The sequence below is a fragment of the Peptoclostridium litorale DSM 5388 genome, assembly GCF_900141635.1.
Taxonomy (GTDB): domain Bacteria; phylum Bacillota; class Clostridia; order Peptostreptococcales; family Peptostreptococcaceae; genus Peptoclostridium; species Peptoclostridium litorale.
The window spans coordinates 102,208-127,607 of the sequence record NZ_FSRH01000006.1 but is presented as its reverse complement, the minus strand read 5'-3'; the positions used below and the strand labels follow the sequence as shown (position 1 = coordinate 127,607).

At 41.0% G+C, this 25,400-nt stretch carries 21 protein-coding genes; 16 read left to right on the top strand and 5 right to left on the bottom strand.

The annotated features are described in order from the left end of the window. Nucleotides 1-46 precede the first annotated feature (46 nt). From BUQ87_RS07335 to BUQ87_RS07320, 4 genes are all read left to right on the top strand, one after another. The gene (locus BUQ87_RS07335) at nucleotides 47-2,149 is read left to right on the top strand and encodes an amino acid permease (protein ID WP_038264047.1); all 2,103 of its coding nucleotides are present in this window, start codon (nucleotides 47-49) and stop codon (nucleotides 2,147-2,149) included. An 81-nt stretch (nucleotides 2,150-2,230) separates the two neighbouring features. After that, nucleotides 2,231-2,629 (top strand): diguanylate cyclase domain-containing protein, encoded by a 399-nt coding sequence (locus tag BUQ87_RS07330; protein WP_038264045.1) that lies wholly within the window; start codon nucleotides 2,231-2,233, stop codon nucleotides 2,627-2,629. Nucleotides 2,630-3,023: 394 nt separating this feature from the next. After that, nucleotides 3,024-3,806 (top strand): alpha/beta fold hydrolase, encoded by a 783-nt coding sequence (locus BUQ87_RS07325; RefSeq protein WP_052636067.1) that lies wholly within the window; start codon nucleotides 3,024-3,026, stop codon nucleotides 3,804-3,806. Next, on the top strand, nucleotides 3,799-4,014 hold the full coding sequence (locus tag BUQ87_RS07320; protein WP_038264043.1) for a hypothetical protein: 216 nt from the start codon (nucleotides 3,799-3,801) through the stop codon (nucleotides 4,012-4,014). The genes BUQ87_RS07325 and BUQ87_RS07320 overlap by 8 nt, the downstream gene beginning before the upstream one ends. Here the strand turns inward: BUQ87_RS07320 and BUQ87_RS07315 are convergent. The 3 genes from BUQ87_RS07315 to BUQ87_RS07305 form a co-directional block, all read right to left on the bottom strand. Further along, nucleotides 4,011-4,931 carry a 7TM-DISM domain-containing protein gene (locus BUQ87_RS07315; RefSeq protein ID WP_038264040.1) on the bottom strand — a complete coding sequence of 307 codons (921 nt, stop codon included), beginning with the start codon at nucleotides 4,929-4,931 and terminating at the stop codon, nucleotides 4,011-4,013. The genes BUQ87_RS07320 and BUQ87_RS07315 overlap by 4 nt on opposite strands. A gap of 393 nt (nucleotides 4,932-5,324) precedes the next feature. Further along, nucleotides 5,325-6,230, bottom strand: a complete 906-nt coding sequence (locus BUQ87_RS07310; RefSeq protein WP_052636066.1) for a beta-keto acid cleavage family enzyme — start codon at nucleotides 6,228-6,230, stop codon at nucleotides 5,325-5,327. Continuing rightward, a complete protein-coding gene (locus BUQ87_RS07305; protein WP_038264037.1) occupies nucleotides 6,223-6,900 on the bottom strand; it encodes an LbetaH domain-containing protein in 678 nt (225 codons plus the stop codon). Before BUQ87_RS07305 ends, BUQ87_RS07310 begins: the two co-directional genes overlap by 8 nt. Nucleotides 6,901-7,165: 265 nt before the next feature. On the opposite strand from BUQ87_RS07305, the gene BUQ87_RS07300 reads away from it, so the two are divergent. The 3 genes from BUQ87_RS07300 (at nucleotide 7,166) to BUQ87_RS07290 (ending at nucleotide 12,257) form a co-directional block, all read left to right on the top strand. Next, complete coding sequence (locus BUQ87_RS07300; RefSeq protein ID WP_038264035.1) at nucleotides 7,166-8,671, top strand: asparagine synthetase B family protein; 1,506 nt, start codon at nucleotides 7,166-7,168, stop codon at nucleotides 8,669-8,671. Between the two features lie 136 nt (nucleotides 8,672-8,807). Beyond that, entirely contained in the window at nucleotides 8,808-9,197 is a 390-nt protein-coding gene (locus BUQ87_RS07295) for a hypothetical protein (RefSeq protein ID WP_038264033.1), read from the top strand. A 318-nt stretch (nucleotides 9,198-9,515) separates the two neighbouring features. Next, nucleotides 9,516-12,257, top strand: a complete 2,742-nt coding sequence (locus BUQ87_RS07290) for a bifunctional diguanylate cyclase/phosphodiesterase (RefSeq protein WP_038264031.1) — start codon at nucleotides 9,516-9,518, stop codon at nucleotides 12,255-12,257. 146 nt (nucleotides 12,258-12,403) lie between these two features. Here the strand turns inward: BUQ87_RS07290 and BUQ87_RS07285 are convergent, their stop codons facing one another. Next, a complete protein-coding gene (locus BUQ87_RS07285) occupies nucleotides 12,404-12,901 on the bottom strand; it encodes a DMT family transporter (protein ID WP_052636065.1) in 498 nt (165 codons plus the stop codon). A 12-nt stretch (nucleotides 12,902-12,913) separates the two neighbouring features. Further along, the gene (locus BUQ87_RS07280; protein WP_038264028.1) at nucleotides 12,914-13,336 is read right to left on the bottom strand and encodes a DMT family transporter; all 423 of its coding nucleotides are present in this window, start codon (nucleotides 13,334-13,336) and stop codon (nucleotides 12,914-12,916) included. A gap of 119 nt (nucleotides 13,337-13,455) precedes the next feature. Between BUQ87_RS07280 and yeiL the strand changes: the two genes are divergently transcribed. The 9 genes from yeiL (at nucleotide 13,456) to BUQ87_RS07235 (ending at nucleotide 25,361) form a co-directional block, all read left to right on the top strand. Beyond that, a complete protein-coding gene (gene yeiL / locus BUQ87_RS07275) occupies nucleotides 13,456-14,151 on the top strand; it encodes a transcriptional regulator YeiL (protein WP_038264616.1) in 696 nt (231 codons plus the stop codon). Between the two features lie 277 nt (nucleotides 14,152-14,428). Further along, entirely contained in the window at nucleotides 14,429-15,799 is a 1,371-nt protein-coding gene (glnA, locus tag BUQ87_RS07270; RefSeq protein ID WP_242943803.1) for a type I glutamate--ammonia ligase, read from the top strand. 287 nt (nucleotides 15,800-16,086) lie between these two features. Continuing rightward, nucleotides 16,087-17,259 (top strand): phosphopentomutase, encoded by a 1,173-nt coding sequence (locus BUQ87_RS07265; RefSeq protein WP_038264026.1) that lies wholly within the window; start codon nucleotides 16,087-16,089, stop codon nucleotides 17,257-17,259. Between the two features lie 145 nt (nucleotides 17,260-17,404). Then, complete coding sequence (locus BUQ87_RS07260; protein WP_038264023.1) at nucleotides 17,405-17,938, top strand: class I SAM-dependent methyltransferase; 534 nt, start codon at nucleotides 17,405-17,407, stop codon at nucleotides 17,936-17,938. A 356-nt stretch (nucleotides 17,939-18,294) separates the two neighbouring features. After that, on the top strand, nucleotides 18,295-20,484 hold the full coding sequence (locus BUQ87_RS07255) for a heavy metal translocating P-type ATPase (RefSeq protein ID WP_077216517.1): 2,190 nt from the start codon (nucleotides 18,295-18,297) through the stop codon (nucleotides 20,482-20,484). 269 nt (nucleotides 20,485-20,753) lie between these two features. Beyond that, complete coding sequence (locus BUQ87_RS07250; protein ID WP_038264020.1) at nucleotides 20,754-21,422, top strand: response regulator transcription factor; 669 nt, start codon at nucleotides 20,754-20,756, stop codon at nucleotides 21,420-21,422. After that, nucleotides 21,419-22,438 (top strand): sensor histidine kinase, encoded by a 1,020-nt coding sequence (locus BUQ87_RS07245; protein WP_038264019.1) that lies wholly within the window; start codon nucleotides 21,419-21,421, stop codon nucleotides 22,436-22,438. The genes BUQ87_RS07250 and BUQ87_RS07245 overlap by 4 nt, the downstream gene beginning before the upstream one ends. A 153-nt stretch (nucleotides 22,439-22,591) precedes the next feature. Further along, entirely contained in the window at nucleotides 22,592-23,359 is a 768-nt protein-coding gene (locus BUQ87_RS07240) for an ABC transporter ATP-binding protein (RefSeq protein WP_038264017.1), read from the top strand. Then, nucleotides 23,346-25,361 carry an FtsX-like permease family protein gene (locus tag BUQ87_RS07235; RefSeq protein WP_052636064.1) on the top strand — a complete coding sequence of 672 codons (2,016 nt, stop codon included), beginning with the start codon at nucleotides 23,346-23,348 and terminating at the stop codon, nucleotides 25,359-25,361. Before BUQ87_RS07240 ends, BUQ87_RS07235 begins: the two co-directional genes overlap by 14 nt. Nucleotides 25,362-25,400: the final 39 nt, after the last annotated feature.

Genomic DNA, 25,400 nt, shown 5'->3' with positions numbered 1-25,400 from the left:
AACTGTAATAGGCAAAATACTAATTAATAAAAACGGAGAGTTGAATATGTCGAATAAAATTGGATTAAAGACTTTTGAGGGGGTTTATACTCCAACGCTTCTAACAATTTTGGGAGTTGTTTTGTATTTAAGACTAGGATGGGTTGTTGGAAATGTTGGATTAGTAGGGACAATTATAATTATTGCTCTGGCACATGCAATTACGATTTCAACAGCATTGTCAATGTCATCCATGCTGACAAATATTAGAATAGGATCAGGAGGAGCGTATGCAATTATCACCCGATCTTTAGGTCATGAGATGGGAGGTGCTATTGGCCTGCCTTTGTACATATCTCAAGCAATTTCAATTGCATTTTATATTACTGGATTCAGCGAGTTATGGGTTTCTTTTTTTTCAAACCATTCAATTACAGCGGTTGGCGTAATAACGTGGCTTGTTTTGTCGGGTATTTCATTAGCAAGCGCTAAACTGGCATTTAGATTGCAATATGGAATTCTTGCGGCAGTCGCATTATCACTGGTATCATTTCTTACCGGCCCCAATTTAAACAGCGAAGGAATTATTATGAGCAGAGCGCTTCAAAACGGCAGTTTTTGGACCACATTTGCAATTTTTTTCCCTGCTGTAACGGGTGTCCTTACAGGTGCGACGATGTCTGGTGATTTGGAGAATCCAAGGGAGAGTATTATTAAAGGCACATTAGCAGCCATATTTACGGGACTTGCCGTTTATATATTTGTAGCTTACTGGTTTGCCCATCAAGCTACACAGGAAATTCTGATATCTGACATGTCTATCATTTTCAAGCTTTCCAGCATAAAGATTTTTGTGATAGCAGGAGTTATGGGAGCTGTGTTATCTTCAGCATTGTCGACTTTAGTGAGCGCGCCTAGAACGCTTTTGGCACTTGCTGAAAATAGAGTAGTTCCTTTTGGAAAAATAATTGCCAGACAAAATGAAAAAGGAGAGCCGATTTTTGCAATTTTTGTCTCGTCGGCAATTTCATTGATTGTAATACTAGCGGGCAATCTTAATAGCTTGGCTGAACTATTAACAATGTTTTTTCTAACAACTTATGGGATGATTAATTTAGTGGTTTTTCTTGAACAGGTTACTGGAATTATAAGTTATAGGCCAAGTATGAAAATGACAATATTTGTGCCGATTTTTGGAGCGTTAGGCTGCTTGTCTGTCATGGTACTTATTAATATAGTATTTACAGCTGTAACATTTGTAACTATTGCTATAATTTATTCTGTCCTCAAAAAGCGCAACTTGACTTCTCCGTGGGGGGATGTCAGAGGTGGAGTATTTGTTTCTATAGCGGAATGGGCAGCTCAAAAATCAGCATCCATTCCCTACCATCCAAGGCTATGGAAACCGTCTGTGGCAATACCAGTTGAAAAGCCGGAAGATTTTAAACGAGTTTCAAGATTCATTCAAAATCTAGTTTATCCGTCAGGTAGGATTTATTACCTGACTTCCGGTGAAGGAATACCGGCTGAAAACGAAAAGCAAATTGACGAGGTTTTAAAACCGCTGCAGGAGCTTCAGATTTTCACCCAGAAGACCACTGTTACTTCACCAAGTTTCGAGTCCATTCTCCTGCCGGCTATGCAGTGCTTGAACAGTACTTTCTTGCCGCCGAATATTATTCTTTTCACCGTCAGTGATGAGGAAGAAAAAAGAGAAAAGCTCAAAGGCATTCTTAAGTCTGTAAGACCGCTTAAAATATCTGTTGGGTGCTTATGGATGCATTCGAAATACGGATTGGGGCTTGAAAGGAGAATCAACCTCTGGCTAAGGGATCAGAGCCCTAATAACGATTTGGCAAGTTTGTGCGCGCTTCAATTTTCAAGAAATTTCGGAGCGGAACTCAATTTGTGCAGAGTGGTTGACGATGAGAATATTAAAAAGCAGACGGTCAAAGACATGATGGATTTTATTGAAGAGGCCAGGCTTCCGGCAAACACTAAAGTGAGAATATTTTCCGGAGATTTTAAGGATTGCCTGCACGAAAATAATGCAGACTTGAACATCATTGGCATGCCTATGGAATATGAAGCGATGATTGAAATGATTGACAACTCGCCGAGCAGCATTTTGTTTGTCGCATCAGGCGGGCTTGAGAACGCACTTATTTAGATCCAGTTAATATAGAAAAGCTCATTTGAGCGAGGAGAAAAACGCCAAATATTCTTAAAAAAGATTTATGAAGAAGATTCTGTGACTGGCCTTAGCACAAGGAAGTATATTATCAAGAAACTAAACGCCAAAGCAAACGACCCAAACTCGGGTGCAAACATGCTTCTAATAAAGCTAGAGAACTCAGGCGGAATCGAAGCCGAGCATGGAGAACAGGTTTTGGACTCAATAATAAAACAATATAGCAGAATTTTAAAGCGTTTGTTTTCAGGTAAGGCAGACCTATGCCATTCAGGGAAAGGAAACTTTATTCTGTTGTTCAACCGCATGGAAGACGACATAGAAAATATAATCAAAAGGCATTTGGATGAACTTGCTTTTTTTGAATTTTCACTTGAAGGCGAACACATACAAGCCCATCTATTTTTGACTTTAGCAGCGACGACATTAGGGACATTGACAAAACTTTTCCGGACGTAGAAGAAACGGTCAGAAACCTAAAGCGGGACAAAGAAAAATTTATCCATCAGAGTGAAAATATAACCCATTTCTTATTGTTTTTCTCTGCATTGATTGTCTGCTAGCATGAAGATAATAGGTAGAATATAATAATAGCGAGAACTGTGATAAGTATACGCCACAATGAATTTTGACGGATATCCATATTAGCACCTCCGATGAAGTAGATTTGAAAATTATTGTATATTGTATATATAATATATACCAAATAGGGTCTAAATATTAACATGAAAATCGAAATGAACATGTAAAAATATCATTTGATTTCGGTTGATTTCTACTTTAGAGCTGTGCTAATATTGATGATAATTATTTTTATTTTGATTTTTGTATCAACGGATGTGGAGGGAAGCAGTTGCTATATTACAGAAAGAAGGATAATGGAAATAAAGACTGGATTGTATTTATACATCCGCTGGGTGGAAGCTCTATAACCTACTATAAGCAAATAAAGGACATGCAGAAGAGATTCAACCTTCTGCTTGTTGATTTGCACGGGCACGGCAAATCGGACAAGGGCATAGGCGGCCTGACAATAAGAGATATTCCAAAGGATATTTTGGCGGTTATGGACCAAGAAAACATACAGTCCGCTCATTTTGTAGGAATGTGCCTTGGGAATGTCATGGTGGACCTTATTTATGAGTACTATCCCCACCGGATAAAATCAATTGTATATGGAGCTGCTGCAAAACAGATCAATTTCATTAACAGCATGCTGCTGAAAATTGGAAACATATTCAAACACATTATGCCGCACTCCACGCTTTATAATTTGTTTGCTTTAATTATGATGCCAAATAAAAATCACAAGGAGTCCAGAAGGCTTTTTGTGAGGGAAGCTAAGAAAATGAAAAGGAATGATTTTATGGACTGGTATAATTTGATAATTAGGAATCAGAAATTTTATGCCAATAGAGAGGTTAAAAATGACGCCATCAAGAAACTCTATATATTCGGAAGTGAAGACCATCTGTTCATTTCAAAGGCGAAGGGATATGTGGAAAAGGACAGTAATTCAAGACTTCACATTATAGCTGGAGCAGGACATATGTGCAATATCGATGGACATAGAGCGTTTAACAAAACGGCTATGCAATTCTTCACACATACAAACAGGGGATGGATTCATGAATAAAAAAATGAATCCATCCCCTGTTTGTATGTGTGAAGAACTAATTGAAACAATATGTATTGAGGATGGAGTGCATTTATGTGCATGCATTGGCATTGGAATAAAACACCTGGTTATTGCCGCTCTGCTTTGCCCTGTAAAGTGCGATGTCGGCCTCCTTAAGCCTTGCCGCTTTGACAATGACAACGAGAAGGTAAACAAAACAGGTTAGCAGCACAAGTTCAAAAGGCACAAGTAATATGTCGAATACACGTGAGGAAGAATTACTGTGGAAACTACTGCGATGGAAGTACTTGCCACCATAAGTTTTTTGACGTATGTATGATTGAATGTAGAAAACGTGCGCTGTACGAAAAGCACAATTGAAACGGCAGTTATGTAAAATGTAATATAAGCAAGTTTCATAAACAATTCCCATGGAATATCCGGAAATATTTCATATACAAAGCGGTCGCCAACCATCAGGGTTCGTCCGGCATAAGAGAAGCACAGCAGGCTGAAAAACAAAGAAGCGCTGTCGCGGCGCCTGAGAATGTAAATCATAAAATGATAGAGCCCCATTATGAAAATACTGCCAAATGCTATCAGGTCCATGGCAAGCCTGTTGTTTTTATGATTTGAAATGGCGGATTCACTGCCGATATAGAAGTCTTTTATGACGAAGCGCCTGTGGTTGAAATTTGAAAAGTGAATAACCAACTGAATTTTCCCGTTATTCTCGCCTATTGTTCCCACCACAGGATGCCACATGGCCCTCACGCTGTTGGGGGTCTCGCCTATATTGCCGTTTGACGCAATGAGTGTGCCATTGGCATACATGTCGAATGCGGATGTTATGTATGTGCTTTTAACGGCTAGTGATACAGGCTCTATCCCCGTATCTATATCTAGCACCAGCGTTCCAAATCCCTGATTTCCAATGGAAGTATCATCAAGCTGAAGCCTAGACCAAGTATGAGGTACAACGACGCAGGTATCAAGGTCTTTTATTTTCTGGAGGTCCTTGACTGGGTCGAGAAACTGGTTCCATGCTATCTTCCATTCTCCGCGCATCTTATATACCGTGTTGTCATCGAAAGTTTGGCCTGACAAATCAAGAGTCCCGTCGTGGGCATTATATATATTCACTTTTGTGCATCCCGTCATTAGAATAATAATGTAAAAGGTGATATACAGAAATAAGCGTTTCATAGTCTATTGGACCTCTAAGTGGATAATAAACTCAGTCAATTCACTTGATGAAATATGTCCGTTAAAAAGGATCAGGCCATAAGTTTTCAGCGGTGTATGTATTTCACTATAGCTTGTTTTTTAAAATTCCATAATATCCCTCCGGTTCAAATTTGTTTATTTTATGTAATAAAAAGTAGAAAGGCTATAATTGTCATTATACCCCAAAATATATTGGAAAAGTCGGTTTGACTGATAAAAAGGGCATATTAAAAGGGTATGAAATACCTCTGGCATGTGAAGAAATAATAAAAGTGATGACATCGCGCAGGCAAAGTGCGATGTCATCACTTATTTAACAAGAATTTTGCAAAAATCCCCCACATCTAAACTGCCTTGGTCGCCATACTCCCCAAATCCCCTCTTTAGACCTAAATGGGAGCGAAGCTCAGCTGGCGTCATGACCTGCCTGCCGTTGGCCTTTCCGATAGAATGCACTCTTTGTACAAGGTCGATGTTAGAGGCGAGCCTTGTCCTTGAGCTGTCGTACCATATGTTGTCTTCGAGCCCCACCCTCACTCCGTATCCCATTGAAATTGCAAGAGAGTTCATGGGAAGCTGGAAGCCGCCTATCCCGCCTATTGAAAACACCGACTGCTCGGGAAGGTCTCTGACCATAAGGCCCACATGGGCCAGGTCGGCCTGGGCGCATGCTATGTTTCCAATTATGAGATTGAAATAATACGGCGGTTTGATCAAATTCTTTTTCATAATGTATTTGGCGTAGTTGATCATACCAGCGTCGAAGGCTTCAAGTTCGGGCTTTATGCCTCGATGCAGCATCTCCTGAGCAAGGCGGATTATCATTGGAGGTTCGTTTATGCTTGCCTGAGTGTTGAAGTTTAGAGAGCTGAGCGTAAGGCTTGCCATGTCAGGCCTTAAATCGCCATCAAGCTGCAGGACATCGGCTCTTTTCTCAAATTCATTGAAGCTGCGTCCGCTGGTTGAAACGCATATTACCAGATCGGGAGCGAATTCCCTTATGCCGCTTATTATCTCTTTGTATGTCTCCTTCTTGTAGCACGGTTTGTGCGTGATCTGGTCTCTTACATGAAGGTGTACCGATGTTATGCCTATTTGACAGGCTTTTTTCACATCCGCTATGATTTCGCGGCAGTATATGGGCACGTGGGGAGTTTGGCTCTTTTGAGGCAGCATGCCCGTAGGCGTGAAATTGACAACGAATTTACTATTCATGTACGCTCATCACCATCCCTTCCTCTTTGTGATATGCTATTATGCGGCCCGGGTTTCCAACGTTTTTAGAATACGGCTCTGTGTTCCTTATTACGACGCAGCCGGCACCTACAAGAGTCTCCTCTTCAATTCTTGTGTTGTTCACTATTGTGCTTCCGAGGCCTATGTAGCAGTTGTTTTTAAACTCACAATCGCCGCCTATTGAGCAGCCTGCGGTGATGACGTTGTTGTCTCCAAGTTTGAAGCCATGCCCTAGGTATACGTTTTGCCTTATGAGGTTGTTGTTTCCCATGACACCTTCAATTCCAATGTGAGACTGGCCTATTACTATGTTGTTGTCGCCCATGGAGATATTGGGAGGCGCGTCGGCCTTTGAGCTTATGTAGTTTCTCAGGGTATATCCCTTGTTTTTTGCATCCAGGTACTTTTTCTCCCTGTCCCTAATGCAGTCGTAGCCGTCGAAAAGGGCCACCATGTCATATTTGTCGGGAGGGTAAAGTACTTGAATTTCATCCATACATACAAGGGGCAGTCCCAGCATTTGACTTCTTCCACGCATATGGTCTGCATCAACAGCAAAGCAGGCGATCTCAAAATTCTCATTGCCCAGTGAGTCGTAGTAGAGCATCTTGCTAAGTATATTCATTCCATACACTACAACCTTTTTCATTCTATGCCATCCTTTCGTCTCAATGCCGATATTTATATTCATATTTTCAATGCCTAATTCTCCTTGGATAATTATTACCCTGTCATAGAAAGTTAAACACAAACATGTGGAATTTTGACTTGCCGTATATTAAATCGCTAAGGCTCGCAGTCTGATTACATTTTGGTTGAGGTGCATGTAAACAGGTAAATATATAATATATTAAAATGTCATTTGATAAAAATCATAAAGTGCTGAAAATTTAAGATACTCATGGGAGGAAGCCATGGATAATAGCGACTACGACAAACTTGTATTCAGGAAGCAGTTCCTTATGACTGCTAAAAAAATAGAAGGGCTGTTGGGCTGGAAAAGATACAATGTGTGCTTTGGGCAAAAAATGCTTTATGTCCATCCCGATCTTGAAGTCACAGTTGAAGAGGAGCAAGGGAAAAGGGTGATGCTCCTTGGATATATGCTAGACTGGAAAAGGCCTCAGCAGGGCAATGGCGACATTATAAGGCGGATGCTGGCGCAGAGCAATAGTTTCATGGATTTTGTGGAATCGACATATGATATAGGCGGAAGGTTTGCCTTAATGTATGAGGACGAGAATGAGTGCAATATGTTCCATGATGCTGGCGGGCAGCGGGAGGTATATTACCACATTGGAGAGCACGGGGTTTCGTGCGCAGCGCAGCTGCCAATACTGGCAAGCTTTTTGGATGTCGCAGAGAATACCGACATAGGCATACAGGAGCTCTACCATTCTGATATTTTTTTGGATTTCAAGAAGCAGTGGGTTGGAGAAGATACGATATACAAGGCCACTAAAAGCCTCAAGCCCAACCACTATATAAGCATGGAAACCGGGGCTGTTAAGAGGTACTGGCCTTTAAAGCCCCTTGAAAGAGTTGGGATTGAATATGCTGTAGACACCGCATCGGAAATGCTGAAGGGGTTTTTGAAGGCGGCGGCCCTGCGAGGGGAGCTGCTGATTCCTGTGACAGCTGGCTGGGACAGTAGGATACTGCTTGCAGCCTCGAGGGAAATCTGTGACAAGGTGATGTACTACGTCATAAAATTCCCGCACATGGAATATTCACACATGGACATAGAGATACCGCGAAAGCTGCTTGGAAAGCTGGGAGTGGAGTTTCATGTGATTGAAGCTCCCGAACATGTGGACGAAAGGTTTGCTGAAATATTCCGGGCAAATACGGCGTACTTCAAGGAAGACAACCTTGCCGGGATATACAACGTGTTTTTCAAGAAGTTTCCAGAAAAGGTCAACGTGTCGAGCCATGTGAGCGAAGTAATAAGAAGCTACAGGGGAAACACCAAAAAGTACAGGGATGAATTTTACAGCACATGCGTAGCATACGGCGGAAGGGATGAATACTACAATAACGAATATGTGAAAAGAACTAGCGGCAAATGGATAGAAAACAACATGGGGTTTTCGCAGGACATGAATGTGGATCCGTTCTCACTCTTCTGCTGGGAGGAGTGGCTTGGATGGGAGGCTTCGCAAAGGAGCGAGACTGATATTGCAATAGAGGAATATACGCCTTTTAGCTGCAGGAGCCTTATGGCGATACTGCTATCGGTAAGGCCTTCATACAGGAACAAGTACAGCTGCAGCCTCTACAAAAGGCTTATGGAGAAAATGTGGCCGCAGGTTCTCTCGGAGCCCATAAACCCATCGTTCAAGAGAAACATAAAGGGAATGCTTGTTGCTCTGGACATGCTGTACCCGACAAGAAAGGCGTTTAGGAGAATGAAAAGGTGAGCAATTTATTTTGTTCAAAACATATAGGAACGCTAATGCATAGAACTGATTTTGCAGTCACAGCATAATAAGTGTGATATAATCAGAAGGTGCGCAGTGCACAGAAGAAGTATGGATAATTGAATGGAGGAGTAATATGATTACAGCTTATTTAGCAGGAATTTCAAGTTGTTTCGAGGGCGAGGACATAGAAATCAGATATAGCATATATGAAAATGAGGATCAGGTTTGCAGGGAGAGCATATTTAAGGAGTACAAGAAACCAGCGGTTGTAGGGCTTGTTGCACTTATGGATTTGCTCAAAGAGCTTGAAAAATACGAGGGCCGTGACATAACTATCCTTATCAACGATGCGGCTTTAAACGAGCAAATAAGAGGGACTACGACGACTAAGAATGGGCATGTCCTTAAAATGGCGGAAAAGGCCAGAGCGATGATAGACGAATTCAAAAGCCCTGTTACAATAAGAGATACAAGCGGTGACAGCGTGGAAAGAGAGCAATGGAATGAGGTATTAAAGCGTTAATAATACATGAGAGAACGTCGGAATTACAGAGTTGTAGTATAAATGCATATTAATAAATGGAGAAAAAATGCGCATGCGAACCGGACATTCCGGCCCGCATGCGCATTTTCGATTATAATCAATTGGAATTATATAGCTGAAATATATAGTAAGGATGAATTTGAACATTATATTCAACAGAGTCAGTAAGTATGGTGTATTCTGTTTCGCGTTTTGTGAAACTGGTATAATTCTAATGTGAAGGCATATTGGATTTGTTAAACATATCGTATATGTTATAGAATTGTTTATTATAAGGAATATGGCGGAGGACATGTGATGGATAAGAATAAAATTAAAGATTTTAAGAATATATTGAAAATGTACATAGCAATTGCTGTTCCTGTGATTATACTGCTCACTAGCTTTTACAACTATGTTTATGAAAATGAAGTTGAAAAGACTGCAGAGCTAATAATGGTAGAAGAAAAGAAAAAGGCAAGCATAATAAAATATGTCATTGAAGACATTTATGAAAATATGATTGATGACTTATTTGTAGTGGAAAATTCAAATGAAATGAAAGCATATTCGAGCAAACCGGACGAATATACGGAAAAAGAATTAGAGAAGATGTTTTCGAGGTTTTTATCAAATAAAACAGAGATTGATCAAATACGTTTTTTGGATGCAACAGGCAGGGAGATCGTCAGGGCTGAAAATGACAACGGGGAAGTTGTATTGATTCCCAAGGGAGAACTGCAGGATAAAAGCGACAGGTACTATTTTAAATACGCCTGCGGCTTAAATGATGGGCAGGTCTATATATCGCCTATGGATTTAAATGTTGAAAATGGAAAGGTCCAAGTTCCTTATGAACCCATGATAAGATTCGCTACCCCCTTATATTCTAAAAATGGTGAATGTAAAGGCGTACTGGTGATTAATTACAAAGGGCAGGATTTTCTAAATGTTTTCAAAGAGCACTTTGCAAAAGATGAAGAGGGTATTGTGGAGGCGATGCTGTCAGATAGCAAGGGATATTACCTTTTTAATAAACAGGAGGATAAGAATTTCGGATTTATGTTTAAAGGCAGGGAAAGAGTTTCCTTGGCGCATGAAAATAAAGAATTATGGCAAGAAATCATAAAAAATGAAAATGGAGTTTTTGAGTCAGGCAGCGAAATATACTACTATAGCCATATTCACCCTGAATCAAACATAAGCAGGGGCCATAATGACAATAACTGGGTAATAGTGTCCTCGTTTGATTTTGCAAATATACCACTAATAAATGGAGAATCCGTTTTTAATATTAAAAGGACATGGATTATTTCATTAATACTGATGGGTTTGTTTATACTGGTAATTGTTATAGTGACTTACTATTTCAAAAAAGATAAAAATCAATTGAAACTTACAAAAGATATTGCAGACAGCACTAATGATGCAGTGATTATTACAGATTCCAATACGAACATCCTCTATGCGAACAAGGCATTTGAAAAATATACAGGATACAGACGTGAAGAAGTCATGGGTTTAAAGCCGAGCAATTTCAAATCAGACAAGCAGAGCCGGGACTTTTACAAAAAAATGTGGAAAGAAATAAATGAAAAAGGACTGTGGCAAGGAAACCTTTGGGATAGGAAGAAAAATGGAGTAATATATCCCAAGCATCTAACCATAATTGCAGTGAAAAACAAATCCAAAGGCAGGACTGTAAATTATATCGGAATATTTAAGGATTTAACGAATGAAAAGGAAACAGAAAGATATGTTTCAAAATTAAAGAACTATAACTTAAGTACAAATCTGCCCAATGAGAATCTGTTGGTCGAGCTCGTAGAAAACAGCATAAAAAGCGACAAGGATTTGTTTGCAATTATATATTTTTCGATTGAGAATTATAATAAAATGATTGTAAAATTCGGAAGTGGTCATTACAAGCAGTTGATCAGGGAAATGACAAACAGCATTGAAAGTATAATGGAAAAAGAGGATTTTGTAGCCCAAACCAGTGCAAGTGAATTTGTAATAGTATTGAAGTCAAAAGAGAGTCTTCATATGATCAAAGACTTTATGGATGAATTTGTTGAAAGAACAAAAAGATCTGTTAGATTAAATGAAAAAGAGATATGCTTAGACATTAAAAGCGGCATAGCGGTTTATCCTAATGACGGGGAAAATGCAAACGAACTTATTTCAAATGCAAATATAGCTCTGGAGATACTGCTTGGAGAGAAAGGAGAGAACTATAAATTCTACAAGCAGGAATTCAAGGAGCATCTGAGCAAGGAAAGTGAACTGGAACTGCTTTTAAGCAAGGCGATTTTCAACAACGAGCTAGATATTCATTATCAGCCACAAATTGAAACCTGCGAAGAAAAAATTGTAGGTGCAGAGGCCTTATTAAGATGGAAAAATGAAAAACTGGGTTATGTATCACCGGCAAAATTTATTCCAATAGCTGAAAAGACAGGTCTTATAGTTGAAATTGGAAATTGGATAATAGACAGGGTGTGTGGCGATGTTAAATTATTTGAAGATTTACAATGTGACGATTTTAAGATAGCAATTAATATATCAGCGGTGCAGTTTAAGGATAGCGATGTATTGAACCAGCTGAGAAAATCGATTGAAAAGCATGGGGTCAATCCCAAAAACATTGAAATAGAAATAACGGAAAGCCTATTGATAGAAGACTTGGACAGCATAAATGAAAAATTAAAAATGTTTAAGTCTTTGGGCACATCTGTAGCTATAGATGATTTTGGAACAGGGTTTTCATCACTGAGCTATTTGAAAAAACTAAATATCGACAAGCTTAAAATTGATAGAATCTTTATAAAAGATTATCCTGAGGACGATAACGGAGAGATGGCAGAGATTATAACGGAAATGGGAAAAAAATTAAATTTGAAGGTGATAACAGAAGGAGCGGAAACAAAAGAACAGGTAGAATATTTAAAAAGTATAGGTTGTAACCTTATTCAAGGTTATTACTACAGCAAACCTTTGCCGAAGGAAAGTTTTGAAGAATTTTATAGAAGCCAAAATCAGAGAAAGGTCTCTGAATAATAAATGAAATGCGGCAGAGTAGTCAAAATTTATTTATAAGTAATATTTTTAGTGAAAAATTGCAGGATTCTTGTATGAGTATTGCTGTCTCCACAGATCAAGACAGGCGTATAGGAAAAGGTTGAAAATGAGCATTTGATGTTTAATTATACAATCTTATTGCTTTCAACAAAAAACTTGTTTTGATTTGCAGCCGGCTCGCTGTCTGAATTTTTATCAACCAGAAGGTTGTAGCCTAGCCCTACAAGAACAAGGATTCCTCCGATTATTTTACCTGATGATATCTCGCCCAGAGTAAAATAGTCTATGGCCATGCCGGTGAAAAGCTGGCCTATGAATACGAGCAGAGTAAGGTAGAATGCGGATATTTTAGGAGTGATATAGTTTGAAAGAACAATCGTCAATACTCCTGCAGCTCCTCCTGAAAATACCCATAGAGGCACCGATTCCATTTTTGACATTGGCAGGGCCACGCTGCTGCCGCTTAAAAACAGGAAAACATATGAGCATATTAGCCCTAATATAAAATTGAAAAAGGTTCCCTGTAGAATGCCTATTTTCTCGGCAAGGTTGGAGTTTATTATCCTGGAAACCACAACAGACACGCCGGCAAGTATTGATATTAATATATAAACAAAAAGCATTGTAGTCCTCCTTTAATAAGCGGCCATTACAAATATCCCGAGTGATATTAGAAGCAGACCGATGTATTTTTTACTTTTGAATTTCACAGTATCCATTCCAAGAAGCCCGAAGTGGTCTATTACAATCGAAGATATGGACTGTCCAAGCAGTCCTAGTGCAAGGGTGAGAGATACTCCAAGTTGCGTAAAGCTCAAATTGCTGAAAAGGACAGTGAAAACGCCAAGAGCTCCTGCGCTGTACATATATAGAGGGATTCCCTTTTGAATACTTATTTTAGATCTGCATGCTGCAAGCACTATTAATACTGAAACCAGCCCTACAAGGTGGATTATAACACTTGAAGAGTAGTTTCCTATGCTGTCTGAGAGTATGCCATTTACCAGAATCATGAAAGATATCAAAGCACCTATAAAGGTTGAAATCAAATTATTCATAATGTTGCCTCCTTAAAGACTTAATCCTTGAGTATAAGATACCATGTAAAAGTTGAAAATGGTTATGACATATGTCATACTGAGAGGAAATAAATTATATGGAGATGGAATGCAAAGCCATGGTGAAAATAAATGATATCAAGAGAATGGAAAAATATATTTTAAAATATGGAATAGATGAGATTTTTTCGAAAGACATGAGGCCTTTTATGGAGCTCTTCTCGTTTAAAAAGGGGGAGTATATCTGCATGGATGGCGAAAATGTAGGGCATCTTCTTTTTCTGGTAGAAGGGAAGGCGAAGGTGTATGTAACTCTTAGCAATGGAAAATCTCTTCTGCTCTGTTTTTACAAGGGATTCAAGGTGCTTGGGGATCTTGAGATAATCAACGGGCAAAGCGCGTCTACGAATGTGCAGGCAATAGAGGATGTATACTGCATAGGGATTTCAATTGAAAATGCAATAAAACATCTTCTGGGCGATGCCAAATTTTTGAGGTTTGTATGCAGTTCACTAGGTGAAAAGCTTAGCATGTGTTCTAAAAACAGCTCCATAAACCTGCTTTACCCGCTTGAAAACAGGCTTGCAAGCTATATAATTGCCACTGAGGAAATAATGGACTATGGCGGCAGAAAGGTGATTGTATTTAATGAAAACCTGACAGAAATAGCAGAGCTTTTGGGATCAAGCTATAGGCATCTTCTGAGGACTTTAAACTCACTTTGTGAAAAGGGGGTGCTTATAAAGAAGGACAGGCATTTTGAAGTGACTGACGAGAAGAGCCTCAAAGAGTTTGCAGCAGACCTATATAGATAGTTTTGGATTTGGGACGAAAAACACATTCAATGCAAAATGAGTAAAACTTGTAAGTGTTTTGCATTGAGCGTTTGGGATAGTGAGGCAATAGTGCAAAGTTGAATAGTGACTGTCATAAGTGAGAGCAGGTGCCTTTGGCACCTGCTTTTTAAAATATAAGGCTTAAATTCACGCCGATTTTCACTGTTTTAAAACCCATGAAAAATAGCATTATATAAAGTGTTTGATTGTAAAACTGTAGACTAGGGGAATATATTAAATAGTTGAATAAAAGCTTGTGAAGTTGCTGGACATAAATGGCAGATGGAAGGGGTGGTCAATAGTGAATGAAAGAGAAAAGCTTTTGGAAACAGTGAGGGAGTCGGAAGTGGAGTTTATACATCTTCAGTTTACTGATATTCTTGGAGTAATGAAAAACATATCAATTACAGTGGATCAGCTGGACAAGGCGCTTAACAACGAAATAATGTTTGACGGTTCGTCTATAGACGGTTTTGTCAGGATAGAGGAGTCTGACATGTATTTAAGGCCTGACCTGTCCACATTTGTGGTACTGCCCTGGAGCAGCTATCCAAAAGAGGCGAGGCTGATATGCGATGTGTTCATGGCAGACGGCACGCCTTTTGAAGGCTGTCCTAGGAACACGTTAAAAAAGGTGCTAAAGGAAGCTTACGATATGGGATACATATTAAATGTGGGACCGGAATGTGAATTTTTCCTGTTCCACACAAATGAAAGGGGACAGCCTACCATAGAAACCCATGACGATGCGGGGTATTTTGACCTGGCGCCTGCCGATTTGGGGGGGAGTGCGCGCAAGGAGATGACATTGGTGTTAAAGCAGATGGGCTTTGAGATAGAGGCGTCGCACCATGAATGTGCACCCGGCCAGCATGAAATAGACTTCAAATATGCCGATGCGCTGACTACTGCCGACAACATAATGACTTTCAAAATGGCCGTAAGGATTATCGCCCAAAGACACGGACTGCATGCAACGTTCATGCCAAAACCAAAATTCGGACTCAGCGGATCAGGGATGCACGTAAACATGTCGCTACAGACACTGGATGGAAAAAATGCGTTCTACGATGAGACAGATGAAATGCAGCTTTCAAAGACGGCGTATCATTTCCTTGGCGGAGTCATGGAGCATGCAAAGGGATTTACTGCAATCACCAATCCAACAGTGAATTCATACAAGAGGCTGACACCGGGATATGAAGCTCCTACTATCATTGCGTGGTCGTCAGGCAACAGGAGTCCGCTTATAAGGGTGCCTTCGAAAAGAGAAAAGTCAACCAGGATAGAACTTAGAAGCCCAGATCCATCGGCAAATCCATATATAGGGCTGGCAGCTGTGTTAAAGTCGGGACTAGACGGAATTAAAAACAATATAGAACCCCCAAAACCGGTAAACAGAAATGTCTATAAAATGGATGAAAGCGAAATGGCGGAGAGGGGGATTGAAAGGCTTCCGGCAAACTTATATGAAGCAGTCCAAGAGCTGCTAAAGGACAGCGTTGTGCAGGAGGCCCTTGGCAGGCATGCCCTGAAAAAGTTCATTGACGCGGCGCTGTACGAGTGGGGGGAATATTCAAAATACGTATCCCAGTGGGAGCTGGACAGATACTTGAGAAAATTTTAGGCCGGCTGGAAATGCGAGAAGTATGCCAACAATTACCGCAGCAAATGGACTTGTAATGAATTTTCAAGTGAGTATAAATGAGAAAACAGGTATCAACCACTTGAATTTATGGTATATTATTTATGAGGAAATTTTCAAATTGCCAACAGGCAGTTGATTTCAAAACAAGAGCGGGTGGACTTCACCTGCTTTTATATTGCAAACGATTATTGTATTAAAAGGAGCTAAAATCAACAGGCATGGAGCCAAAGGCAGTGCCTGTGAATAATTATTATGGAGAGGTAGTTATGATAAAAAGAGCGATAGTTATAATTATGGACAGCGTGGGAGTAGGGGCGCTGCCAGACAGTGACAAGTATGGAGATGTAGGCGTAAATACGCTGAACAATATTGCAAAAAACCATGAAGGATTCAACATCCCGAACCTTAAAAAGCTCGGAATAGGAAACATAGAGGGAACAGGTGCGGTCGGAGGAGAGAAATCCGCCTTTGGAGCCTATGCGAGAATGGCAGAGGTTTCAAGCGGAAAAGACACTACGATAGGCCACTGGGAGCTTACGGGCATTCATACGTTCGAGCCGTTCAACACCTATCCTGAAGGCTTCCCGCCGGAGGTGGTAGAAGCGTTTGAAGAGGCCGTTGGAAGAAATATTATTTGCAACAAGCCGGCTTCCGGAACTGCGGTTATTGAAGAGCTTGGCGAGGAGCATATGGAAACTGGAAAGCCTATAGTATACACGTCTGCGGACAGCGTATTCCAGATAGCTGCGCACGAAGATATAATACCTCTTGAGGAGCTTTACAGAATGTGCGAGGCTGCAAGAAATATATGCACGGGAAAGCATTCCGTTGCCAGGGTAATAGCGAGGCCTTTCACAGGGCAGCCGGGAAGCTTTGAAAGAACTTCGAACAGAAGGGATTATTCTGTAAGCCCGCCTTCAGATACACTTTTAGACTACATCAAATCGGCAGGCAAGGACGTAATAGCGGTAGGGAAAATTGTGGACATATTCAACGGGCAGGGTATAACGGAGGACATCCACACTAAAAGCAACATGGACGGAGTGGACCAGACCATAAGATACATCAAGTCTCAAAACGAGGGAATAATAATGACAAACCTTGTTGACTTTGATGCGAAGTACGGACACAGAAGAAATGCCACGGGCTATGCTAAGGCTCTCGAGGAGTTTGACGAGAGAATACCTGAAATACTGGCCGCCATGAGTGAAGACGACGTAGTATTCTTCACAGCAGACCACGGAAACGACCCGACGTACAAGGGTACTGACCACACGAGGGAGTATGTTCCACTTATTGTGTACGGAAAAGGAATACAGCCTAATGTGGACATGGGAACCAGAAAAAGCTTTGCCGACATGGCTGCAACCATTGCTGACATGCTAGGAGTGGAGTATGGTGGCAATGGAGAGAGCTTTTACAGCAGCATAAAAAGATAATATTAAATTTTTTTGAGGTGATATTATTTCAGTAATGTGTAAAATTTGTGGGGGGAGTACCCGCATTATTAAAGATGATCAGTTTGACATATCATATTACCACTGTCAAACTTGTGAATTCATTCAAAAGGATGATTCAAAGAGAGTGTCTTTCGACAAGGAAAAAGAGATTTACGATTTGCATGAAAACTCAATTGAATGCGAAGGCTATGTGAAAATGTTTCAAAATTTTTTAAGCTCAGCCGTAATGCCATTCAAGAGCAGCGGACTGGCGCTTGATTTTGGAAGCGGGCCTGAACCGGTTTTGACCCAGCTCATAAAAAGGGACTATGACTTTCAAATAGACAATTATGATCTCCACTATCAGCCGGAAAAAGTGTATATTGGCAAGAAGTACGATGTCATAGTGTCTACGGAGGTCGTGGAGCACATTCCAAATCCAATGGAGGTATTCAGGCTTTTTCACGAGCAGCTCAAAGACAGCGGTATTTTAGCCTTCATGACGCTTTTTCATGAAAACGACGAGGATGCATTTCTCGAGTGGTGGTACAGAAGGGATAAAACCCACATATCGTTTTTTACGATTAAGACGCTTGAGCATATTGCAAAATCAATAGGATTTGAAGTCGTATATACAGATGACAAGAGAATGTGCACTTTCAGGAAACTAGGCATATAAATTTATATGGCTGAATTATAGCTTTTAAGCTTCGTTAGAGGCTGAATGCAGGAGATTTATAAGCACTTAAAACTAATCATATGATCAAAAAAGTATAATTTATGACTGTAAGAGGATATGTAGTAAAGACTATGTATCCTTTTTTTTCAAAATTCAGCGAAAATTCCCCATGATTCCCAAAAAGCTTAAGTGGACATGAATTCATGCTAACTATGACATCAGGCGACAGGGCATCAGTAAGGCAGATTCACATTATATTAGTGCTTGACTAAAACCCCGAAAGGGTATAATATTAAAATGACATATGAACAACTATTCATGTATTGTGAAAATAGAAATGCACGGGAGGACTAATTATGGGTGAAAAACATACGCACAGCCAAGGTTGCTGCTGTCATGGACAGGAAGTCAAACTTACAACATCTGTGATTTCAGCGGCAAAGGGATACGAGGTGAAGGAATTTTTAATAAATGGACTTCACTGCGCTTCTTGTGCAGCAAAAATAGAGAGCAATGTGGCAGACTTAAGTTTTATAAAGGGTTCAGTCATGAATTTTGCAACGTCTACGCTTACAGTAGAGGTAAGCGAAAGTAATGCGGATACAGTAATTGATGCGGTTCAAAAAATAGCGGACCAGGTGGAACCTGGCGCTATAGTTGAGGAGAAAAGCAAATCATCTAAAAAAAATCCAGACAAAGAGGCAAAAAAGAGGCGGCTCGACAGGTCAAGACTCCACAGGATAGGCGCAGGGATAGCTGTATTCCTGGGCGCATTATACTTAAAGGAGCAGCCTTTTGGCATATTCCTTTTTTTGATCAGTTATTTTGCCATAGGGAAAGACATAATAATAAAGTCAGCAAGAAATATACTGCGTGGAGAACTTTTTGACGAGAATTTCCTTATGACCATAGCCACTATGGCCGCATTTGGAATAGGGGAGTATCCGGAAGCTATAATGGTAGTTCTGCTTTATGAAATAGGGGAGTATTTCCAGGGGAGGGCGGTTGAATCGTCTAGAAAGTCAATAGCGGAGCTTATGGACATAAGGCCCGAATATGCAAACCTCAAAGTCGGAGACGATTTCAAAAGGGTTTCTCCGGGTGACGTAAGCAGGGGGGACGTAATAATTGTAAAGCCGGGAGAAAAAGTTCCTCTAGACGGCAAGATAATAGAAGGCGCGTCTTCTGTGGACACGGCAGCCCTTACAGGGGAATCGGCTCTTAGGGACGTATCCAAGGGAGATGAAATAACAAGCGGATTCATAAACATAAACGGAGTATTGACTATAGAAGTGACAAAGAGCTTCAATGAGTCTGCAGTGTCGAAGATACTACATCTCGTTGAAAATGCAAGCAGCAAAAAAGCCGAAACGGAGAAAAGGATAACCAAATTCGCAAAGTATTACACGCCAGCTGTAGTTGCTGCGGCTGTGATGACCGCACTGATTCCGCCACTTATAATGGAAGGGCAGAGCTTTGAAACCTGGATTTACAAGGCGGCGATATTCCTTGTAATATCTTGTCCATGCGCGCTTGTAATATCGGTGCCTATGGGATATTTTGCGGGGCTTGGAGCAGCTTCCAAAAACGGAATACTTGTAAAGGGAGGCAATTATCTTGAGGCACTTACCCAGATAGACACAGTGGTTTTCGACAAGACGGGGACTCTTACAAAGGGGAGCTTCAAGGTGGACGACATAAAGGGCATGGGAGGGATATCGGACAATGTGCTCTTAAGATATACCGCCTTTGCTGAAAGCTTTTCAAACCATCCCATAGCACTTTCAATAACTGAAGAATACGACGGGCATTTAGACAAAAAGCTGGTAAAGGAGTACAGGGACATAGCGGGAAAAGGCGTAACGGCCCTTGTCGATGGAGTTTCTGTCGCAAGCGGAAACAAAAAACTCATGGATCAATTCGGGATAAAGTGCGAACCAGTAGAAGCTGTTGGAACAGTAATATACACTGCACTGGACGGAAAATACGCAGGCCATATGATAATAAAAGACGAAGTGAAGATAGATTCCAAAGACGCAATAAGAAGTCTCAAAGATGTTGGAATACAAAATATAGCAATGCTTACCGGAGACAAAAAGGAAGTTGCAGACATTGTTGGAAAAGACCTTGGAATAGACAGGGTGTATTCTGAGCTTCTTCCGCAGGACAAGGTTGAAAAAGTCGAAGAGCTTTACAATGAAAACATCAGAGGGCTTGCGTTTGTGGGAGACGGAATAAATGACGCTCCGGTGCTTGCAAGGGCAAATGTAGGAGTGGCGATGGGAGGAGTCGGCTCTGACGCGGCTATAGAGGCAGCGGACGTTGTCATAATGAGCGACGAGCCTTCAAAGCTGGCCAAGGCCATAGAAATAGCAAAAAGAACCAAGAGCATAGTCAATATGAACATAGGAATGTCTGTGGGCATAAAGGGGATGGTTTTCGTGCTTGCATTCATGAACCTTGGAAGCATGTGGCTTGCGATATTTGCAGATGTGGGAGTGTCCATAATAGCCGTTATGAACTCCATGAGAATACTCAAAAAATAAATTGAAAGCTTAAAATGTCAAACCTCATTTTTAAAATATGAACGCTCCCCATGGATGAATAGACTTTATTAAAAGTTTACACATCCATGGGGAGCGTTCATATTTGTTGTGGTTACGGGTGCGTTGGAAATGAGTTTATGAATTGGAATAAAAAATTTTGATATCATTAAAGTTATAGTATAATATGTGAATAAAGATTTGGAAAATTGCAAAGTCAAAGGTAAACTTTTGCAAAAGGTTTACAAATCAGACTGTTTGAGAGGTGAATAATGTCGAGTATATTCATAGTTGAAGACGACGAGAAGATAAGAAAAGAGCTGGCCATATTTCTTGAAAGATATGGATATGAATGCGATTTTAGCGATGACTTTAAAAACATAATAGACATAGCGCTTGATTCCAAGCCGGATATAATACTTCTGGACATAAACCTTCCCTATTTTGACGGGCATCACATATGCAGGGAGATAAGGAAGGTTTCTAACGTCCCGATAATTGTAGTGACAAGCAGGGACACTGACATGGACGAGCTTATGAGCATAAACCTGGGTGCTGACGACTTCGTGACGAAGCCCTACAATTCTCAGATACTTCTTGCAAGGATAAACTCGGTGCTGGGCAGGTGTAGCGAGAGTTCAGGATCACAAAAACTTGAGCACGTGGGAGTTGCTCTTGACAGGTCAAAGGGCACTGTAGGCTTTGAAGGCAGGGAGGAGGAGCTCACTAAAAACGAACTGAGGATACTCAATGTGCTGATAAAAAACAAAGGGAGCATTGTATCGAGAAATGACATAATGGACGAGCTTTGGCAAAGCGACCAGTTTGTGGACGACAACACTCTCACTGTAAACATATCGAGGCTCAGGGAAAAGCTAAAGTCAATAGGGGTGGACGATTTCATAAAGACCAAAAGAGGGCAGGGGTACATAGTGATATGAAGACAACTGATTTTTTAAGGGACAAAGCCTTTTTTACAGTGATTATGCTATTCACGGTTATTTTTGAATCAGCAGTGCTTTTGGCTTTTAATATAAGCACTTATTTGGTGTCAATGCTCTTTTCACTGCATGTTATGGGTATGTGCGGCGCGCTGGCATACGAGTACATGAAAAAATGCCGTTTTTACAGCAATGTGGTTGAAAGGAGCGAGGCCATTGACAAGAAACACCTTATATCCGAGATGGTATTTAGACCCACTTTCATGGAGGGAGAGATATTTTATGATGTGCTTCAGATGGCAAACAAGTCCATGAACGACGAGATATCAAGATACAAGACATTGTCGGAGGAATACAAGGAGTACATAGAGACATGGGTGCACGAGGTGAAGACCCCCATATCTTCGAGCAGGCTCATAATTGAAAACAATAGGAATGATGTAACGTCGAGCCTGCTTGAGGAGCTGGACAGGATAGACCGGTTTGTGGAACAGGCCCTTTACTACTCAAAGATAAGCAATATGGAAAACGACTACATAATAAAGAGGCTGAATCTTGAGCAGATGGTTAACGACTCGATAAGGAGGCACTCAAAGGTTCTCATTGAAAACAGGGCGGGGATTTCGAAGGAGAATCTAAGCGGCTTACATGTGTATGCAGACATAAAATGGATAAGGTTTGTACTGGGTCAGATCATAGAAAATGCCGTAAAATACAAGGGAGAGGATTTTAAAATCCGCTTCTGTGCAAGAGAGGAAGAGGCGGGGACGGTCCTTTCAATAAAGGACAACGGAATGGGGATAACTCAAAAGGACATCGGCAAGGTGTTTGAGAAGGGTTTTACGGGAGAAAACGGAAGGATTTCCCGAAAGTCGACTGGAATAGGGCTGTATCTTTGCAGGAAGCTGTGCAGGAAGATGGGGCTTAAAATAGACATAGAGTCGAGCGTGGGCGAGGGGACTACGGTAGACATATATTTTCCACAAAATAAAATGCTGCAATTTGAAGAATCGTAACTATGCGGTTCTTTTTGCTTTTCAGGCAAAACAGACTGAAACCTTTCAAAACCGTAAGAAAGCGTAAGGCAAATCGATGTAAAAAAACATATTGGGGCTGTATAATGGATTCATAAGAACGTAAAAACAATGAAGGTAGCGGGAGGTTTTATGATGGGAAATCTGCTTAATGTTGAAAATATAGAAAAATACTATGGCAGTAAAAAGTATGTGACAAGGGCGCTGAACAACGTAAGCTTTTCTGTATGCTCGGGAGAATATGTCGCTATAATGGGGGCGAGTGGAAGCGGAAAGACCACGCTCTTAAACTGCATATCCACTATAGACAGCGTGACCTCGGGGAGAATATATATAGACGGGGACGAGATAACAGGACTCAAGGGCAAAAAGCTTTCAAAATTCAGAAGGGAGCAGCTGGGATTCATATTCCAGGACTACAACCTTTTGGACACGCTCACCGCATATGAAAATATAGCGATAGCCCTTACGATAATGAACCACCTGGCAAAAGACATAGATTCAAGCATCAGGGAAATTGCAAGAAAGCTTTGTATAGAGGATGTCCTTGAAAAGTACCCCTACCAGATGTCAGGGGGGCAAAAGCAAAGGGTAGCATCGGCAAGGGCGATAATAACGAGTCCAAAGCTCATATTCGCAGACGAGCCGACCGGCGCGCTCGACTCGAAGTCATCGAAGGTGCTTCTTGAAAGCATTGGAAAGCTCAACGCAGAGGATGGAGCCACAATCCTCATGGTAACCCACGATGCATTTGCGGCGAGCTATTCAAAGCGGATACTCTTTTTGAAGGACGGCAAAATATTCACGGAGCTTATTCGCGGAGAGGATTCCAGAAAGGAATTTTTCGACAGGATAATTGACGTGGTGACTCTTCTTGGAGGCGATAACGATGATGCTTTTTAAAATTGCCGCTGGAAACGTAAAAAAGAGCATAAGAGATTTTGCAATATATTTCATGACGCTTGCTTTTGCGGTGTGCATATTCTACATGTTCAATTCCATAGAGGCACAGGAGGAGCTCATGAGTGTCACAAAGATGAAGCACGCCGCAATGCAGACCCTTTCAAGTACTCTTGGGTACATGTCGGTGTTCGTTTCCGTAGTGCTGGGACTTTTGATTGTATATGCCAACAATTTTCTTGTAAGGCGAAGGAAGAAAGAGCTTGGAATATACATGACCCTGGGAATGGAAAAGGGAAAAATATCGCTCATACTAATGATGGAAACTCTTATGATAGGAATATTCGCGCTTATTACAGGGCTTGTGGCGGGAATTTTCATGTCCCAGCTAATGTCCATATTCACGGCCAAGCTGTTTGAGGCTGACATGACTAGCTTCAAGTTCATATTCTCGCCAAAAGCGGCCGCGAAGTCCATAATGTATTTCGGGCTCATATTCGCAGTTGTAATGTCGTTCAATTTTGTGTCCATAGCAAAGTGTAGTCTGATAAAGCTTTTGTATGCGGATAGCAAAAATGAGGAGTTCAAGACAAGAAGCGTTAAGCTTTCAATTGCACTGTTTGCTATGTCCATAATAAGCCTGGGGTTTTCGTACTATTTCATAATAAAAAACGGAATGATGGACTTGAACATGGACTTTACTATGAGCATAGTGCTTGGAAGTCTTGGAACGCTGCTGTTTTTCATGTCTCTTTCGGGCATTGCCCTGAGGCTTTTACAAAAGAATAAATCTGTTTACTTCAGAGGCCTCAACATTTTTGTGATGAGGCAGATAGCCAGCAAGGTCAACACCGCATACGTGTCCATGAGCATAATATGCATAATACTTCTTCTCGCCATAGGGACATTTTCGAGCGGAATGAGCGTCAATGAAGTGGCGAACCAAAAGCTGGAAAAAGGGACGGTGTTTGACAACAGCTTCATACACTTCAATTCTGACGGAGAATTGCAGGGTGAAAATGACATCTACGCTCAAATAGACGGGATATATCCTTTGGACGGCAAGACTGAAGAGTACGAGCAGTATACGGTATACAAAGCCAATGTCTGGCTAAGGGACATCCTTTCGCCTGAATACAGTGAAGGCGTATACAAATGGATGGGAGACAGGGAGATAAGCATAATTTCGCTTTCGGATTACAATAATGCCCTTTATCTTCAGGGAAAAAAGGGAATAGGCCTTGCAAAAGGCGAATTTGCAATAAACTGCACGAAAGAGGAAGTCGTAAACTACGTAAAGTACATTGCAGAATCGGGAAAAGCTTTTTCAATCGGCGGGAAAGAGTTGAGGCCTGGATTCAATATGATTTTCAATGAGAGCATAGTCAATGACGAAGACTTTTTTGTCGAGCCGATGTTCATTGTAAATGACGAGCTTGTCAAAGGGCTTGACATGGAGTATATTGTGCTCAATGTAAAATACAATGAATTTGCAGATGGAGTGAAAATCGATGAAGATATTGACATGATTCTGAATGAATACCGGGGTGAAAGCGAAGCATCGAATACACCTTTCGACATAGCCCTTTCAAAAACGAGAATTCATATGGAGTCCATATCCGCAAGTACAATAGCTACATTTCTTGCAATATACCTTGGATTCGTTTTCCTTGTGGCATGCGTTGCGATACTGGCGCTCCAGCAGCTTTCGGAGGCGGCTGACAACAAGAAAAGGTATGACCTTCTCCAAAAAATAGGGGCTGAAAAAGACCTGGTCAAAAGGGCTCTTTTCGTACAGGTCCTCGTGTACTTCATGATGCCCCTTTTACTTGCGATAGTACATTCCATAGTGGGACTTTCAGTTGCAAACAATGTGATTGCAAGCATAGGTAAAATAAACGCTGGGAAGAGCATTTTCATAACGGCCGCATTCTTTACGGCAATATACGGAGGCTATTTTGCGGCGACATGTGCAGGCTGCAAAAGCATAATACTTAGGGATTAATATCACTGCCGATTGGCATGGATAACCAGAAGACTGAGC

What these genes read in the sequence shown, in the direction of transcription:
- BUQ87_RS07305 (WP_038264037.1), bottom strand. Translation starts at nt 6,900, where the DNA reads ATGAAAAAGGTTGTAGTGTATGGAATGAATATACTTAGCAAGATGCTC.
- BUQ87_RS07335 (WP_038264047.1), top strand. Translation starts at nt 47, where the DNA reads ATGTCGAATAAAATTGGATTAAAGACTTTTGAGGGGGTTTATACTCCA.
- yeiL (WP_038264616.1), top strand. Translation starts at nt 13,456, where the DNA reads ATGGTGAAAATAAATGATATCAAGAGAATGGAAAAATATATTTTAAAA.
- BUQ87_RS07310 (WP_052636066.1), bottom strand. Translation starts at nt 6,230, where the DNA reads ATGAATAGTAAATTCGTTGTCAATTTCACGCCTACGGGCATGCTGCCT.
- BUQ87_RS07255 (WP_077216517.1), top strand. Translation starts at nt 18,295, where the DNA reads ATGGGTGAAAAACATACGCACAGCCAAGGTTGCTGCTGTCATGGACAG.
- BUQ87_RS07320 (WP_038264043.1), top strand. Translation starts at nt 3,799, where the DNA reads ATGAATAAAAAAATGAATCCATCCCCTGTTTGTATGTGTGAAGAACTA.
- BUQ87_RS07300 (WP_038264035.1), top strand. Translation starts at nt 7,166, where the DNA reads ATGGATAATAGCGACTACGACAAACTTGTATTCAGGAAGCAGTTCCTT.
- BUQ87_RS07265 (WP_038264026.1), top strand. Translation starts at nt 16,087, where the DNA reads ATGATAAAAAGAGCGATAGTTATAATTATGGACAGCGTGGGAGTAGGG.
- BUQ87_RS07295 (WP_038264033.1), top strand. Translation starts at nt 8,808, where the DNA reads ATGATTACAGCTTATTTAGCAGGAATTTCAAGTTGTTTCGAGGGCGAG.
- BUQ87_RS07280 (WP_038264028.1), bottom strand. Translation starts at nt 13,336, where the DNA reads ATGAATAATTTGATTTCAACCTTTATAGGTGCTTTGATATCTTTCATG.
- BUQ87_RS07250 (WP_038264020.1), top strand. Translation starts at nt 20,754, where the DNA reads ATGTCGAGTATATTCATAGTTGAAGACGACGAGAAGATAAGAAAAGAG.
- BUQ87_RS07240 (WP_038264017.1), top strand. Translation starts at nt 22,592, where the DNA reads ATGGGAAATCTGCTTAATGTTGAAAATATAGAAAAATACTATGGCAGT.
- BUQ87_RS07245 (WP_038264019.1), top strand. Translation starts at nt 21,419, where the DNA reads ATGAAGACAACTGATTTTTTAAGGGACAAAGCCTTTTTTACAGTGATT.
- BUQ87_RS07290 (WP_038264031.1), top strand. Translation starts at nt 9,516, where the DNA reads ATGGATAAGAATAAAATTAAAGATTTTAAGAATATATTGAAAATGTAC.
- BUQ87_RS07285 (WP_052636065.1), bottom strand. Translation starts at nt 12,901, where the DNA reads ATGCTTTTTGTTTATATATTAATATCAATACTTGCCGGCGTGTCTGTT.
- BUQ87_RS07235 (WP_052636064.1), top strand. Translation starts at nt 23,346, where the DNA reads ATGATGCTTTTTAAAATTGCCGCTGGAAACGTAAAAAAGAGCATAAGA.